The following is a 16,390-nucleotide window of genomic DNA, read 5'->3' as shown; positions in this document are numbered from 1 at the left end:
TTAAAAGGGCTAAAGAAGAAGGTTTTATCTAAAAAGACTAGTTTTCCCTTTAAATAAAATGTTAAATGCGGAAATACCGTAAAAAAATAAGGTAAACCCACCAAAGTCCACTTTTATAATCATTTACCTTTATTTGGCAGAACCATTAGTGCATTGATTTATAGCATTTAATACCAAATAATTTCAAATGATATGAAATGGTATCAAAAACATACAGGTTTAATTACGGAGATCATCAGTTATCTGTTTATACTCCTTTTTGTATATGCAGCACTCACTAAACTGTTGGATTTTGAAAATTTTCGAATTCAACTTGGACAAGCACCAATGCTGAGTGTCTATGCCGGTTGGCTAGTGTGGATTGTTCCCATATCTGAAATTTTAACGGCTTTTCTACTTCTAAATAAAAACACCCGTTATATAGGTTTATTAACGTCATTGGTCTTAATGGTCATGTTTACCACCTACATTTATATTATTTTGAATTATGCTTCGAATATTCCCTGCTCTTGTGGTGGAGTTCTTGAAAAAATGGGATGGAAGACGCATCTTATTTTTAATTTATCTTTCATCTTTATAGCTTCTTTGGCCATCATTGTTTACAGAAATAGATATTATAAAAACAAGAGTAAGCATAAATCTTACGCATTACTTTCTGTAATCACGCTTCTAAGTATTGGTGCAGTCACCATGTTATTTCTAACCTCAGAGCGAATCATTTATACTGAGAATCCCTTTATCCGACGGTATACTCATGGGATAACAAAGACATCAGAAACAGACTTAAATGGAAACGCCTATTATCTTGCCGGAGTTAAGGACAATAAAATCTATTTGGGAAATTACAGTAGTCCTTTAAGGGTTATGATTATTGACACTTCTCTACATACAAAAGAAATAAAAACAATCAAGATATCAAAAAAGGACTTACCATCAATTGCTACTCAAGTAAGAGTATCCCCTCCATTTTTTTACCTGATAGATGGACAAATATCAAGGATTCTCAAAGGAAATATTTTGAATTGGAAGGTACTCAAACGGATAGATGGTAGAAAACAATTTTCCGAATACCAAACAATTGGAAGAGATTCAATAGCTATAAAAACTTATAATCCTTTTAAGAAAATGTATAGTCTTGGGATATTACAAGTCAAGGATTCTTTACCATACAGATTATCCCCCGAAATATTAGAAAAGCAAATAGACGGGATTTTTGATGTGGATGGAACCCTTAGTTTTGATTCCAGTACTAATCAATTGGTGTATGTATATTACTATCGTAATAGTTATGCTATTGCCAATAACCATATTAATTTAAAACAAAGAGGTAGTACTATAGATACTATTACGAAGGCACAGCTTAAAATAGATACAGTCCAAACTGATGAGCGAAACGAGCGAAAACTCATATCATCCTTGATGGTCAATCCTTCAGCTTTTGCCTCCGATGGATTACTTTATATTCGATCTAAAATCAAAGGACGGTTTGAGTCTTATACAACATGGGAACAAACCGAAACCATCGATGTATACGAATTAAGTTCTACCAATTACAAAAGCAGCTTTTATGTTTATAAAGAATCGGGAGAATCGGTTAGACGTTTTTTTATTATAGGAAAATCCTTCTATGGTTTTGCAGGAAATAAACTGGTCAGATATGATTTAAAACAAATGTTATAAGAACATAATGATATTTAAGATAATTCACGTGATGTTAGTATAGGTTACTGCAGTAATCTATAAATTATTAATCTTTTAAAACTGTAAAATTATGAAAACAGATTTTAGAAAATGGTTACCTATCATTGTATTAGGGGTAGCCATAGGAGGAGCTTTTACGACTCATGCGATGAGTGAAAAAGCTGAAACGAACGCCCTTGTTCAGGGATATCTCCAAATAAACAATTCGGAAACCGAATGTGAGGAGTCAGATATGTGTTTAAACACTCAAACGGAAATTGATTGTACCGTTGGTGGCGAACAAGTGTTTGGAAAGAATGAATTTGGTGAATGTACAATAAAGTTGTACCGACCTGAGCAATAGTCTAATTTCATGGAAGAGGGTGATGTGAATTCACCCTCTTTTTTACCTTTTATGGCATCCAATCTAGTTTAGGCTTTCCTTTTAAATAATGATCTAGCCATTGTTCAACCCGGTTTGTTAAATCCATTTGGTTCTCAGGACTACTTATAATATGATCTTCTTCTGGGTACATAAGTAGCGTATTTTTCTTTCCCATTCTTTTTAAGGCTAAATGGAAAGAGAGACTTTGATAATAATTTACATGATAATCTTCCATACCACACCATAGTAGAAGAGGGGTTTGGATTGATTTTGCATGATACAACGGAGAATTGTCTAAATACCCTTGATAATCCTCAAATAAGGAATTTCCCATACGTGATTGTGAATATTCATACATATTAAAATTTAGAACAGATGTATCTGCTAAGTACAAATACTCTCTTGGAAAATCGGCAACTCCAGCACTGGCAATAGCGGTTCGAAACAATTGAGACTGTGTAATGGTGAAAAGAGCTTCATATGCACCAAAAGAATGACCAATAAGTCCTATCCTTTTTGGATCAATAGATGCAATATCTAAAGCTTTATTGGTTCCTGAAATGATACAATCTGCCGCAGAATATCCAGGTTCACCAATTTTATATTCAATATCAGGTAGGAAAACAAAATATCCTTTATGAACTAAATTTTTCAGATTATAACCCGTACCATTATATAATCCTGGATTTTTATATTGATTAAGTAAATGATTTTGTTTTTCATAAACCCTTACTACCATAGGGTATATGGAATCTTTATTATAATCTACAGGATAACGGAGGATTCCTGATAATTCTTTGCCATTATGGTTACGATATCTAATCATTTGATTTAAACCACTCTTATATTTTTTGTAATGTGGATTACTTTGAAAAAGAGTCTTTAACGTATCTAATCTTATATGGTATAACATCAATTTCTGTGGTTGATCGTAACGTTCCTCGGAGAAAGTAACTGTGTTTCCATCGCCGGAAATATTTAGGTTCTTTAAGTACTGCTCCCCAAATGAAATAATTGTCATATTATGATTAGGCTTTAAAATCGCCACTCCTCTTTCTGTGTTTTTTTCCATTGACAGCAGTAAAGTTTGTCGCTCCAAAAAAACACCCATCTGTTCTTTTTGAGTACCTTTTACTTCCGGCTCGTTAACTAATCTGTAAGAGATTTTCTTTTCTCTTCCGGAAGTCAATTTCTTAGGATGTTCATTATTAACAAACACTTCCCATACATCAAACTCGTCATGCATAAAAATAGATTTCTCTCCTTCAGTCCAACCTTTTGGATAGGAAGAGTGTGGAGATTGGTAAAAGAGGGGCTTTTTTCTCATAGCATTAAATTTAGAATTCAAGTTTATATGCAAATTAGATTTTGTGTCGAAGCACCACCATTCTCTATTTTTATAGTAAACCACATATCTTCCTGATGGGCTAAAGTTTAGACTTTGTAAGTCCATTATATGTTTTTTTAAAAATGCAGATCTTTTACCTGATTTCAGATCCATTTTATATATGTCTACTGGGGGGTACATCCGGGCTTGAGGTTGATACTTTGCAGGGTCATATATTAAAGCATACTTTTCATCAGGGCTTATTAAAGCTTTAGGAAAATCTATATCTGTTATACTTAAGATTTTCTGATCTTGAATATTTAAAACTCCAATCTTAGGTGTATTATAAGCCTGCATCTGGTATGTCATCCCATTATATATATAGGGTTCATCAGCTTTCCATACCTGTGGGATATTATTATATTTCTGAAGCCTCTTAGGAGTGTATAAAAAGAAAACCCTCTCTCCATCCTTGGAAATTCTTAGAGGAAACTCCCTTTTACTTATAATCTTATGATCATTTGGAAACCCATTTACATTTGTTAATTCTATATGAATTTTTTTCTTGCTTTTTAAATCATAAACACCTAAAATCCCTGAATCCTCAGTATCTGAGTCCAAAGCATAGACTATTTTATCGTTTTTATTTGACCAATGAAATTCTAATATATTCCGGTGTTGGGATTTCAATAAGATTTCATGTTTTGCTGAACCATCTAAATGATAGATTTGAAGTGAATATTCTAGTCCATCTGATATAGAAATACATATGAGATTGTATGTAGAATTATAATTAAAGCTATACGCACCATTTAACTTATAACTCTTATTTTTTATCCTGTCTCTTATGGTAAGCTCTTTTTTATTCTTTCTGAAAATCATCAAAAATCGCTTATCTGAACTCAGTTTTATTTCGGTAGCTCCAGATAATTTTTCTTTATTTCCTGTTCCAAGGTTTATAATTTTAAGATCATCTTTTCCATAACGACAACTTGCCAAGTCTTTGCCTATAAATTCTAAATGAGAACAAGCTTTTAGATCATACCTGACTATACCGTTAGTCTGTTTGATTACAAGAGTATCCAATAGCCCATTATAATCAAGCATGTAACTTACCCATAAACCATCATCTGAAATTCTATAACTTTTAGGTGCGTACCACTTATCATAATCTTCTGGTTTAATATCTTTTAATTTTGAGTATTGAGGATAACAATATGTTACTGCTATACTGCATACCATAAAAAGCAACCAATGATTATTATGAAAGCCAATATTATATAGTTTTGTCTGCATTAGTAACCTAGGTTTTGAGGTTGTAAATTAGGGTTTAAGAGCAACTCGTTTTCTGGAATGGGAAATAAGCGATCAGTACTATCCCATCCTGGTTTTATGGTTGATAATGTCACATCTAATTTTCCAGTGCGCCGTAAATCAAAGAAGCGATGCCCGAGTTCGGTAAACAATTCATGCCTACGTTCGCTCATCATTAAATTTATTAGTGTTTCATTATTAGAAGCATCTACATTAGGGAGACCAGCTCTGTTTCTTATCGTATTCAAATCTGCTTTTGCGCCTTCCAAGTCACCAATTTTGATCCTAGCTTCACTTCGGATCAAGTATTGCTCGGCAAGACGAAACATAATGTTGTATTCTGAAGAGCTTTCTTCTTTTCCTTTCTGCTTGTATTTGAATGCATAGTACCATGTATTTTCATCATTTGATGCTGCTCCAATCCAGTGGCTTCTTCGAAGGTCATTCTCTTCAAAGCTATTTACAAGAGTTTCCGTTAAAGCTACATTCCCCGGTGGTGCATTAGTAATAATAAAGGCTTGTCCGTCTCGAGAACTTTCCCCTTCAATACCCGGAGATAATTGCCATATGATTTCTGTGCTTTCCTTTAAATAACTTAAATCCAAATTATCTTGCAATTTATAAAGCTCATGGTGCTCAATCACATAAGAAGCAGTTCTTGAAGCTTCTTTCCAATTTTCGTTGTATAGATATACTCTGGCTAATAATGCCATAACAACTCCTTTATTAGGGCGAACCCTTTCATTAGAAATATAATAATCTTGCAATAATAAAGCTGCCCTGATTAAATCATCAACTATCAGTTTTCTAACCTCATTTAAGTTCATTCTACCTACAGATCTATTATCTTCGTATGCCGATGTAGTTATATATGGGATATCACCAAAAATTTCACTAAGATAAAAATGCAAGAGGGCACGAATAAAGAAAGCCTCACCAAGAAGTTGGTCTTTATCCTCTATAGAAAGTTGCTTCGAAGCTTTTACACGTTCCAAAATTGAATTAGCGCTATAAATCTGATAATATGCCCCATTCCACCAGTTCTCGAGTGTGGGATCAGAGGGTAAAACCGTATTTTTATAATAATTGTCAACACTCAATTGAGCACTACCGTAAAAATCCAGTTCATCGCCGTAATTTCCTAATTCGTAACTCAAGTCAGTTATTATGCCAGCATCCCGAATACCAGTATATATTGCGGTTATAGCTGCATGTGCTGAAGAAGAGTCATTAAAAACATCGTCAGCGTTTAATTGTGAAGAAGGGAGTTCGACTTCAACAAAATCCTCGCAGGAAGAAAGTGCTAAATTAATAATGATTAAAATACAAATAAGTGTGTTTTTTCTGTAGGGGACTTTATAAAGAATGGTAATTTCTTTTACCATATAGTTTATGTTATAGCATCTCATAATTATGTTATTTTAGCTTAAAAGTTGAGTTGAATTCCTGTTGTCATTACACTTAAAGGAGGGATTGTATTGATATACCCGGATTCCGGATCAAAGCCATCATACCCGGTAATCGTAAAAAGATTTTGTCCGCGAAGAATGATGCTACATTCCACTGTGTTAAGAATATGATCAGGTAATTTATAAGACAACGAAATGGTCTTGAGTCTGATGTAGGATGCATCATTAATAATTGCATTGCTCTGTCTGTACTTTAAGTATCTTGATCTAAGCTCTGCATTTGTTCCTGACGAATAAGGTTGGTACTTGGCTTGGTCTCCGGGTTGTTGCCAACGATCTTCTACAGATACCAAATTGTTATTCATTTCCCCGGGCATCCCCATCAAATAAAGTCCGCTATAATTTTGTTGCTTAACAAACTGAAAAAGAAAATCTAATGTCAATCCTTTATACTTAATACTATTGGCAAGGCCACCATAAAATTGCGGATTTATATCAACAGTTACTTCGCGGTCGTTTGCACTTGTAAGTGCCCCGTCTGAATTAAAATCAGTAAATTGATATAAACCATTTTGAGTATCCAAACCTTCATATTGGTATAATTTTTTAATATTTAATGGTTTACCTATAACATAACTATTGGTATAGGTGGAACCTTCCAAGCCGGGAAAAGACAGTAATTTATTATTATTGATACTAAGATTAAAGGAGGTCGACCAAAAAAAGTCATTATTTCTAAAATTCTCAGAACGAAATGAGAATTCCCATCCTTTATTTTCAACAGTGGCATCTAAATTTGCTTGAATTGATGAAAACCCCGTGGTGCCTGCAAGTGGTATTCCGACCAATTGATTTGATGAGAGATTCCTATAATAGGAGGTGGTTAGAAATAAACGATCTTTAAGAAAGCCTGTTTCTAATGCTACTTCCATTTTTTTATTTTCCTCCCAGCTAAAAGACGGGTTATAAAGACGTGAAGGTTCCAATACAGAAATACCGGCATAATTCTTACCGCTGACCGAGTATGTATCTAAATATTGGTAATCTCCAATGAGGTCACTCCCCGTAGTTCCATAACTAAAGCGTAACTTTCCAAAACTTATAAAAGAAAAATGGTTTTGAACAAAAGGTTCTTCAGAAAACAACCAGGCTAATCCTAAGGCACCGAAATTGGCAAAACGATTTCCGGGGCCAAAACGAGAAGAACCATCTCTTCTTCCTGTAAGATTTATGATATACCTATCGAAAAGATTGAAGTTTAGCCTTCCGAATAATGCATTGTATCTATATTCGGTTTTATCATCCACGCTTACGACTTGTCGATTGGCACCAGCTATATTATCCATAAGGCTATTACTTGTAAACCCTAAACCAGCGTACACTAATTGCGAGGATGTTCTATTTTGAAAAGTTCCTCCAACCAACAATTCGGTTTTAAAGTTTTTAAAATCCTTTGAATAAGAAAGTTGTGGTTCTACAATCCAAGACTTTCTGTCCACGGAATTCTTTCGCATCAAAGAAGATTCACTGGTTCTTTCTTGTGCGGGATCATAACTGGTAGAAGGTCTAGCAAATTGATCGTTAAACATGGTATTGCTAAATCCTAAACTAGTTTTTATGCTAAATCCAGGTAACAATTCATATGACAATAATCCACTACTAACCAAGTCATTTCCATTAGAATGATATGGAATATTAAGACCGCTTAATGGATTGACCCATGTACTGTTCTCCCAATTCAAACTACCATCTTCATTATATAAAGCAGGTGTATTAGGGGGAAGGTTAAATATCTCGGAAGTTAATGAATACCCTGGGAGATGGTTTTGTTGTAAAGTATAAGAAGCTGTTAACTGTAACCCAAATTTTCCATCTTTAGTCTTATGATTTAAGCTTGTTTGAATACCTGTCTTATGATAAGAAAAATCTCCAGAATAAACAGTGGTTTCTTTGTGATAATTCCCATTAACAGAAAATTGAGTATACTGATTTCCACCAGATATGGATCCGTTGATATCTGTGTATTCAGAAGTTCCTCCTATAAGTACTTCTTGCCAGTCTGTATAACGATCTTGATCCCAAGTTCCATTTACATCATAGGCGTTTGTAGGATATTGAGTTATCCCATCGTTTGAAAAGGCCTCTTTCCGCATTTCTATGTATTGCTCGGTGTGCATCAGCTCCATAAAACTATGCACCCTTCCTGTGCCATAGGAGTACCCCAATTGAAATCGTGTTTTGCCTGACTTTCCTCTTTTGGTAGTTATTAAAACCACTCCGTTGGCACCTCTTGAACCATATATAGCAGTAGCATCAGCATCTTTTAAAACTTCAATACTACCTATGAGGGAAGGATCTATGCTGTTAAGCGGATTTACATATCCAAAAACTGCTGTACTAGTATTTGGTGATCCAACCGACTGTGCCGAATAAGGTACCCCGTCAATAACATACAACGGAACATTTGCATCTGTACGTAAACTATTCTGCCCCCGTATCTGAATCTGAAAACCACTACCCGGAACCCCTCCATCTTGTGTTATAAACACCCCAGGCATACGACCTTGCATGGTAGCTAGTACATTGGTCACCGGTTGCTCTTCTATATCAGCAGCCGATATACTTGAAATACTCCCGGTACGTTCTTTATCAGAAACCGTATAATATCCGGCATTAACTGTGACAGCTCCCAAATCTGTTACATCTTCTTCCAGCACCAAGGAAAATTCCACCGAACTCCCCACGACCACTTCCAGTGATTTAAATCCGATATAGCTTAATATCAAAACATCGGTAGGGGCGGCCTCCAAATAAAAAACTCCTCTTTTATCTGTAAAAGTGCCACCTGAAGAACCTTTTATCTCTACGTTTACTCCCTGAATGGGAATGCCGTTAGAATCGGTGACCATCCCCTTAATCCGATGCTGATAAGCAGCTAAATCAAAAAAATTAACACCCCTAGTATTCCCAAACAAGGAATACGTTCCAATAGAAAAGATAAGCAGGGCAAATAATAGTATACACCTATCTCTTATAATATATCTTTTTTGCATAATTTTGAGTTGTTGTAATAAAACTGCGGTTTTCTAGTATCGACCCTTTATCTTCTCTATATTCCTAAAGGGTCTTTTTGAAATTCACGCTTACCCTTACGCATAGATATGCCTATAGCCATTACCAATAATTAAATCATTGGTAAGACAGGTTCTATGGCAAGAACAGCCTTAAGGTCTAAACCATCGTTTCGTTACATGGACGGATGCCATGATCATGTGTAGTTGTTAATTATGAGAGAAAAAAGTATTGAAGTACCGAGGCATCCGTATCGCTTAGCCACTTATTATTGATAATAAGTTTTGGCAAGCGACTACTGAGCCTAAATTATATCGTCACTCCCATAACAATAATGTCCTAAATTGGACATTTTGGTTTTTTAGGAAATAGGATAAAATACACCGTAAACGCAACATTATACTGCGCCTTGATAATTAAGCTTTTTGGTTGGTGTTTCATCCTGTTCTTTTATCTAATTGCAACAATCCAATTAAAATGAAGAAACCAACGCTAAGAATAGTTGAAAAGCCTAATGTATAAAAACGAATGGGCGTGGGAACTCAACTTATTGCATCAAAGGTACTGGTATACCTGCAAACAAATAAGAGAGAAACCCACGCCCGGGTCGTGAGCAAATCTGCTTATTATCTCGTTTGCTAAAAAATTACCAGTTTTTTGATGCGAGATTCAAAGCAATTGCTTCTAATATTTTCTTTCAGAAGAATCGCAAATTTAATATTTCAAAGAGCAATCTACAAATTCTAATTGCAATTGCTTATTCATAATAAGAATAATTTTACCCTATTTTAGTTTTATTACCCTATCTTTATTATTTTTGAAATAAATCCTTTTACATGAATAATATAGTTGGAAATAAACTGAGATCTCTACGTAGAATTAAAGGTTTAACTCAAGAACAGGTTGCAGATTATTTACATATATCGCAATCAGCATATGCTCGTATGGAAAATGGCGAAAGCAACTCTTGGTCGGCCAATATCGAAGGTATTTGTGAAGTATTTGAAATTTCCCCTGAGGAGTTATTGAAAAGTGAAGCCATTATTATCAATAATAATCAACAAGGAGGGAATTCTGCTTATTACATACATCAAGCTTTATCTGAAAAACTTATTGAGCAGTATGAGGCTAGACTTAAAGAGAAAGATGAAATTATTCAATTGTTAAAAGAAAGAATTAAATAGTTAATGAATTAATAATGTTTGAAATGCCAATCGCTATCGTGATTGGCATTTTTTATTTTATAGGGTTGTGGGTTTTTATTTTCCCTCATCAATAATCAATTCTATTTAAGTAATTGTTTTTCAGTATTTTACCCTTGAGTTATAATATACATATATATTAAATTTATAAGACACTAATCAATTTAATTTTATATGTTATGAAAACGAAATTTAATAAGTTAGGATTACCTCCAGTAGTATTCTCTTTTTTGTTGCATTTAATTTTCGGCAAAACATTAAGTTTCCATTTTACTACATTCAATACAAAATTTAGTTTCCGGGATAATCATTAGTCGTTTTTCCGGAATGGGCTTTTTACATCGAATACAGATTCCAAAATCAGTATCGTTTATACGATCAAGCAATTGATGAAGTTTTGCAATTCTCTTCTCAGTTTCCCTGAGAGAGGCTTCCATCACACTTTTGTTGTTAATAGCATCCATTCGGGATACTCTTCCTATGGCATTGTCTGGAGATATTGGAGCGGTTAATGACCTATAAAGTGTCACTTTCCCCTCCAGTTTATGAATCTCTTTAAAGACATTTTCAGTGAAATCTGTCTTATCTGTCATGGCACAATGTTCTTATATTATGAGGTAGTCTTTTCAATAACATTCACATTGATAATATCGTCTGCTTTAAGAAGTAATTTATGACTGCTGCTTGATAAATTACTTAAATAGACTTTTTTATTCACTTTATGATATCGTTCAGTTAACTTATTTACGGCCTCAACGGCAGACATATCTACGATACGACTTTCTTTAAAATCAATAATAATTTCTTTGGGATCATCCAATACGTCAAATTTATCATTGAATAACTTAATAGAACCAAAAAATAAAGGTCCATAGATTTCGTAATGTTTAGCACCATCTTCATCAATTCGTTTTCTTGCACGAATACGTTTGGCATTATCCCATGCAAAAACTAGTGCAGCGATAATAACCCCAATTAAAACAGCTAAGGCAAGGTTATGAAGAAGGACAGTTACTAAAGCAACTAACATACCAACAAAAATATCAGATTTAGGATATTTATTAATGATTTTAAAACTAACCCATTCAAAGGTTCCTACAGCAACCATAATCATAAGTCCTGTTAATGCAGCCATAGGAAGTTTCTCTATAATGGGTGCACCAAACATAATGAACATCAATAAAGCAATAGAGGCTATAATTCCCGAAAGTCTTGCACGGGCGCCATTCGAGATGTTAATTAAACTTTGCCCTAACATAGCGCAACCGCCCATACCTGAAAATAAACCAGATACAATATTGGCCACTCCCTGTGCCGCAGCTTCTTTATTAGTTCTTCCTCTGGTTTCGGTAATTTCATCGATTAATTCTAGTGTTAATAAACTTTCAATTAACCCTACACCAGCCATAATTGCAGCATAAGGAAAAATAAGCTTTAAAGTATCAAATGTAAAAGGAAGCTCTGGGATGTGAAAAGGGGGAAAGCCACCTTTGATAGAAGCAATATCTCCTACAGTTTTGGTTTCGATACCAAAGAAAACCACAATTCCAAAAACAACCAAAATAGCGGCTAAGGAAGCAGGAAATACTTTAGTTAGTTTTGGAAGCCCCCAAATGATAAGCATGGTTAATAGTACCAAGCCTAATATAATGTATAAAGACCCACCAGTAAGCCAATTACCGGAAGGATCTTTAAATTGATCCAATTGTGACATAAAAATAATTACGGCCAATCCATTTACAAAACCGTAGACCACGGGAAGCGGAACCAAACGCATGAGTTTTCCTAATTTTAAAACACCTGCAAGGACTTGAATAATTCCTGCTAAAATGACTGTAGCAAAAACATATTCTACACCATGAGACTTAGCCAATGCTACAATAACCACAGCAACAGCTCCGGTGGCACCGGAGATCATTCCCGGACGTCCACCAAAAATTGAAGTAACGAGTCCCATAACAAATGCGGCATATAAACCTACTAATGGAGATAAACCGGCTATTAAAGCAAATGCAACAGCTTCGGGCACTAAAGCCAAGGCTACTGTAAGCCCAGACAGAATTTCTGTTTTGTAATTCACCTTTTGAGTGAAATCAAATAGATTCAAATACTTTTTCATGGAAAGTTTTTAAGTAGAATAAATAAAATAATATAGTGAAACGAGCATCCCGAGTGAGACGCTTTATATCAATTCCTTAGAATAGGATATAGAAATGTGTAGATGAATGAATTCAGGGCGGAGTAACTGCCGGTAAGTTATACGATATGGTATTTTGTCTTTTCATTCGAGTGCGAAGATATAACTTGATTTTATAACAACCAAAGAACGATTATACTTTATATAAAAAAATCTTATTAAAGGAATAGTTTAGCATAGGGAATTTTTAGGCCACAAAAAAAGTTTATTATTTATAGAAAGCTTCCTTTCATTTAGTGTCTTTTAATAGTAAGACATCAGCTTATAAATAAGTAACTTGTAAAGTTTATAAAATCATCAGATATTGATCTTATATGCTGAACCTTATAAAATGGAATGGAAAAATTTTTCAACGGAGGTATTTCTTTGTTTTAGTGACCAAAAGATTTCAGTAATCATACCCGTTACATGTAAAGCATCGTTATCCCATGAACGACAGAGAGGTAGAAAAACAACATATTTTCGGATTTTTTATAAGGTAGTTTGCCGGAGATTTCTTTGCTTTCACTATTGTAATATTTATTAAGAATCAAACTTAAGACGGTAACTATTATGAGAGCCTGTATAAAAAAAGTAGCATGGAGCACAAAACGGTAATTGTTCTACAAGTAAATAATTTCATAAAATATAAAATAGGCTTATAATTTTAGGCTCCCGAAAAAATACTAACTCTCTATTTTTCTAAAATATTCATTTAAACAAACTCCATACCTCCCTATAAATCTGCTGAAAATGCACTGCTATATCCGTATCTGAATAATGATTTTCCTGTTTAGGCTTCTCTTTTAAAATTTAAAAAGGTGCTTAATTCGGCACGCTCACCACTATAAGTAATACGTAAATAAATAGTTCCTAGCTCTGAATCTTGAGCTTTGCTTTTTCTGATATAAAATAATATAGATAATAAATCTTGCATAGGTTACACCTTTTTCTTTTCAAAGATAATTGGTTGTATCCAAATTCAAAAATCATAAATAATTGATTTTTAGTATTTTAACATCTATTCGGGCGCACCTATGGAAACACCCAAAGTGCACCCGAATGATACACATTTTAGTTGATTTCAGATGAATTTAAATGAATTGAAAAAATCAAAAAACCCTGTAAAATCAGGTATTTTACAGGGTTTTAATATCATTTGATGTGTAAAAAGTACTCGAGGTGGGAATCGAACCCACACTCCCGAAAGAACTGGATTTTGAATCCAGCGATTTTAGTATCAAAATTTATTAAATACTATTATAATCAATTGATTAGCAATATTTTAATTTTATATGATTTCATTTAAAAGCATTTAAAATCAATATTTGTTGTACCTATGTTGTACCAAAAATGATTATCTTTATATTCTAAATTTTAAGGGTATGGCATCGAACGCAAAAATTGTAATAAGAAAAAAGGTAAATAAAGAAGGGCTATATCCATTGGCAGTACGAATTACTAAAAATCGTAAATCTACATATCATTATATAGGTCATTACGTTGATTTAAAAGATTGGGATGAAAATAAATCACGAGTTAAAAAATCCAATTCTAATTCGGGAAGATTGAATAATTTATTAGCTACAAAATTATTAGAGGTCAATAGAGCGCTTATAGATTTACAGTCTGAGAAAAAGGATTATTCAGCGAATCAGATTAAAGAGTCTCTATATTCCGAACCTAAATCAAGTACTTTTTATGATGTAGCGAATGATTTTCTTTTTGAACTTGAAGAAAATAATAAGCTTGCTCAGTTATCTGCGGACAAAGTCCGTGTGAATCACGTTATAAACTTCAATAAAAGTAAGCAACTAACCTTTCCCGAAATTGACGAACAGTTCTTAAGAAAATTCAAAATCTATCTAAAGAAACAGTTTAATCTTTCAGAAAGGTCAATTGTAAATAATTTGGTTGTTATTAGAACCATTTATAATAGAGCAATAAAAATGAACTTAGTAGACAGAAAGCTTTATCCATTTGGTTCTGATAAGATTAGGATTAAGTTTCCAGAAACTGAAAAAATAGGACTTAATAAAAAAGATATAGTAGCTTTTGAAGCCGTAAAAAATTTAACCAAGAGTGAAACCCACGCTCGTAATGTTTGGTTATTTAGCTTCTATTTTGCTGGTATTAGAGCTGCCGATGTTCTCGAAATAAGATGGTCTGATATTTATGACGAAAGATTACATTACAGAATGAATAAGAATTCGAAATTACTTTCTCTTAAAATTCCTGAAAAAGCCTTAACCATTCTAGAATGTTATAGGAAAGACAAAAAAAGTGATGAAGATTTTGTTTTTCCAGAGTTGAAAAAAGCCGAATTTAACGATGCTAAAGACGTCTATGCTAAAACTAAAACAGCTACGAAAAAATTCAACAAATACTTAGTTGAAGTTGCCAAGAAAGCAAAAATTAAAAAGAAAGTGACTATGCATATTGCACGTCATAGCTTTGGAAATCTATCTGAGGATAAAATCCCAATTAAAATGCTTCAAAAACTCTACCGTCATAGCGACCTAAAAACAACCATTAGCTATCAAGCTAACTTCATTCATAAAGACACAGATGATGCTTTAGATAGTGTAATCAACTTTTAAATGATTTGTTTACCACCTGTCAACATCTTGAAGTAGAATTTTAACATTTTCCATTCTGATTCCCATACCTTTACGAGCATAATTTTATGCGTATGATATTAAAGGTTAAATGGGAAGAATTTAAAAGGAAACTCGAAGAGTTTCAGTCTGAAGGAAATGCTCTTTTTGAAAAATATAAAGTAGCTAGAACTGAAGACTCTCTGAATGAATTAAAGGAAGAAAAACAGTCTTGGGAAAAGACTGTTATTAATTATGTTAGTACATCCTTTAAACCAGAAAATAGAAATTTCGCCAACGAATTCAAAGCGCAAAGAGGTTATTCTACTGGTTTTAAGCTAGGTGTTGACCAAAGGGTTAAGAATGACATTCAAGCACTAAAAGATGAAATCAACGGGCTTGACTACTACTTGAAAATGTTATTCATTTCAGATGCCATTGTGCGGGCGGACGAAATTGATTTAGAGAAACGCAAAAGCCTCGATACCGAAGGCAGACTTGACCTTATTCTTTCTAAACTTTATGACCTATACAATGACAGAAAATACCATTCTATAAAATGGATTCTTGAAGGTAATGGTGTAAAATTGAATGGCAGTGGTGAAGATTGGGATTATGGTAGAATGTTAGAGAACAGAGGATTTATTGAATGTATGAATGGTCGAAATGTCAATGCTAAACTAACCTTGGAAGGAAAGTATATGATTGAACAGGCAAGAAAAGCCAAAGTAACGGACTATTCAAAAATTAGTAGTTCTGATGAGGAATTAAAAAATCTTATAAAGGAAGTTCTTGTTAAGATAGAAGGATTAGGTTTTGGCCAGCAAATAATCTTTGACGAGTTCGACGAGTTGAGAGATGATATTCCAAATCTTAACAAAAAATCGTTCGGACAACTATTAAAATCAAAATTATATGATTTAGTTGCTGCCGAAGCTTTTGATAAAGCAGTTGCAAGTGAAATCTTCAAAGAATTTACTAATGAAATACTGCCTTTTTAATCAATGAAACTATTAACAATAATTACAAAAAAAATCAAAAACTTATTTCAGAAAAAAAAACAGTCTGAATATGAAGTTACGAAATATGGACTTGCTATATTTGACTGGACAGTAAGAAAGGAGTTTATATATTTATAAACTTTAAAAAAATAATAATGTCAAAAGCACGAAATTTTTACACCAAAGAATTTAAACAAAAAGCTGTAGAGCTTAGTTATGCTAAAGGT

11 protein-coding genes are annotated in these 16,390 nt (G+C 33.6%); 5 read left to right on the top strand and 6 right to left on the bottom strand.

Annotated elements, in window-relative coordinates; translation table 11 throughout:
* Positions 1-192: 192 nt before the first annotated feature.
* Together AC13CQ_RS02905 and AC13CQ_RS02900 are read left to right on the top strand one after the other, a co-directional pair.
* A complete protein-coding gene (locus tag AC13CQ_RS02905) occupies positions 193-1,680 on the top strand; it encodes a DoxX family protein (protein WP_337901035.1) in 1,488 nt (495 codons plus the stop codon).
* Positions 1,681-1,771: 91 nt separating this feature from the next.
* Positions 1,772-2,044 (top strand): DUF6520 family protein, encoded by a 273-nt coding sequence (locus AC13CQ_RS02900; protein WP_337901036.1) that lies wholly within the window; start codon positions 1,772-1,774, stop codon positions 2,042-2,044.
* Between the two features lie 49 nt (positions 2,045-2,093).
* Here AC13CQ_RS02900 and AC13CQ_RS02895 read toward each other — a convergent pair whose 3' ends face one another.
* From AC13CQ_RS02895 to AC13CQ_RS02885, 3 genes are read right to left on the bottom strand one after another with little or no spacing between them, the layout of a single operon-like run.
* Positions 2,094-4,688 carry an alpha/beta hydrolase family protein gene (locus AC13CQ_RS02895; RefSeq protein ID WP_474507707.1) on the bottom strand — a complete coding sequence of 865 codons (2,595 nt, stop codon included), beginning with the start codon at positions 4,686-4,688 and terminating at the stop codon, positions 2,094-2,096.
* The gene (locus AC13CQ_RS02890; RefSeq protein WP_337901038.1) at positions 4,688-6,115 is read right to left on the bottom strand and encodes a RagB/SusD family nutrient uptake outer membrane protein; all 1,428 of its coding nucleotides are present in this window, start codon (positions 6,113-6,115) and stop codon (positions 4,688-4,690) included. The genes AC13CQ_RS02895 and AC13CQ_RS02890 overlap by 1 nt, the downstream gene beginning before the upstream one ends.
* Before the next feature lie 17 nt (positions 6,116-6,132).
* The gene (locus AC13CQ_RS02885; protein ID WP_482882698.1) at positions 6,133-9,168 is read right to left on the bottom strand and encodes a SusC/RagA family TonB-linked outer membrane protein; all 3,036 of its coding nucleotides are present in this window, start codon (positions 9,166-9,168) and stop codon (positions 6,133-6,135) included.
* Positions 9,169-10,023: 855 nt separating this feature from the next.
* Between AC13CQ_RS02885 and AC13CQ_RS02880 the strand changes: the two genes are divergently transcribed.
* Complete coding sequence (locus tag AC13CQ_RS02880; RefSeq protein ID WP_337901041.1) at positions 10,024-10,371, top strand: helix-turn-helix domain-containing protein; 348 nt, start codon at positions 10,024-10,026, stop codon at positions 10,369-10,371.
* A 275-nt stretch (positions 10,372-10,646) separates the two neighbouring features.
* Here AC13CQ_RS02880 and AC13CQ_RS02875 read toward each other — a convergent pair whose 3' ends face one another.
* The 3 genes from AC13CQ_RS02875 to AC13CQ_RS02865 all read right to left on the bottom strand — a co-directional run bounded on the left by AC13CQ_RS02875 (position 10,647) and on the right by AC13CQ_RS02865 (position 13,502).
* On the bottom strand, positions 10,647-10,982 hold the full coding sequence (locus AC13CQ_RS02875; protein ID WP_337901042.1) for a TraR/DksA family transcriptional regulator: 336 nt from the start codon (positions 10,980-10,982) through the stop codon (positions 10,647-10,649).
* A 17-nt stretch (positions 10,983-10,999) separates the two neighbouring features.
* The gene (locus AC13CQ_RS02870) at positions 11,000-12,508 is read right to left on the bottom strand and encodes a SulP family inorganic anion transporter (RefSeq protein ID WP_337901044.1); all 1,509 of its coding nucleotides are present in this window, start codon (positions 12,506-12,508) and stop codon (positions 11,000-11,002) included.
* Positions 12,509-13,358: 850 nt separating this feature from the next.
* Entirely contained in the window at positions 13,359-13,502 is a 144-nt protein-coding gene (locus AC13CQ_RS02865) for a hypothetical protein (protein WP_337901045.1), read from the bottom strand.
* Between the two features lie 448 nt (positions 13,503-13,950).
* Between AC13CQ_RS02865 and AC13CQ_RS02860 the strand changes: the two genes are divergently transcribed.
* Both AC13CQ_RS02860 and AC13CQ_RS02855 read left to right on the top strand, forming a co-directional pair.
* Complete coding sequence (locus tag AC13CQ_RS02860; protein WP_076547057.1) at positions 13,951-15,165, top strand: site-specific integrase; 1,215 nt, start codon at positions 13,951-13,953, stop codon at positions 15,163-15,165.
* A gap of 92 nt (positions 15,166-15,257) precedes the next feature.
* On the top strand, positions 15,258-16,163 hold the full coding sequence (locus AC13CQ_RS02855) for a hypothetical protein (RefSeq protein WP_208611105.1): 906 nt from the start codon (positions 15,258-15,260) through the stop codon (positions 16,161-16,163).
* Positions 16,164-16,390 lie beyond the last annotated feature (227 nt).

Source organism: Galbibacter sp. L-19, assembly GCF_056857615.1.
This window is presented reverse-complemented; position numbering and strand designations above follow the sequence as displayed.

Excerpts from the sequence above, each read along its gene's own strand:
- AC13CQ_RS02855 (WP_208611105.1), top strand. The coding sequence starts at position 15,258 with ATGATATTAAAGGTTAAATGGGAAGAATTTAAAAGGAAACTCGAAGAG.
- AC13CQ_RS02880 (WP_337901041.1), top strand. The coding sequence starts at position 10,024 with ATGAATAATATAGTTGGAAATAAACTGAGATCTCTACGTAGAATTAAA.
- AC13CQ_RS02905 (WP_337901035.1), top strand. The coding sequence starts at position 193 with ATGAAATGGTATCAAAAACATACAGGTTTAATTACGGAGATCATCAGT.
- AC13CQ_RS02895 (WP_474507707.1), bottom strand. The coding sequence starts at position 4,688 with ATGCAGACAAAACTATATAATATTGGCTTTCATAATAATCATTGGTTG.
- AC13CQ_RS02865 (WP_337901045.1), bottom strand. The coding sequence starts at position 13,502 with ATGCAAGATTTATTATCTATATTATTTTATATCAGAAAAAGCAAAGCT.
- AC13CQ_RS02870 (WP_337901044.1), bottom strand. The coding sequence starts at position 12,508 with ATGAAAAAGTATTTGAATCTATTTGATTTCACTCAAAAGGTGAATTAC.
- AC13CQ_RS02860 (WP_076547057.1), top strand. The coding sequence starts at position 13,951 with ATGGCATCGAACGCAAAAATTGTAATAAGAAAAAAGGTAAATAAAGAA.
- AC13CQ_RS02890 (WP_337901038.1), bottom strand. The coding sequence starts at position 6,115 with ATGAGATGCTATAACATAAACTATATGGTAAAAGAAATTACCATTCTT.
- AC13CQ_RS02885 (WP_482882698.1), bottom strand. The coding sequence starts at position 9,168 with ATGCAAAAAAGATATATTATAAGAGATAGGTGTATACTATTATTTGCC.
- AC13CQ_RS02875 (WP_337901042.1), bottom strand. The coding sequence starts at position 10,982 with ATGACAGATAAGACAGATTTCACTGAAAATGTCTTTAAAGAGATTCAT.
- AC13CQ_RS02900 (WP_337901036.1), top strand. The coding sequence starts at position 1,772 with ATGAAAACAGATTTTAGAAAATGGTTACCTATCATTGTATTAGGGGTA.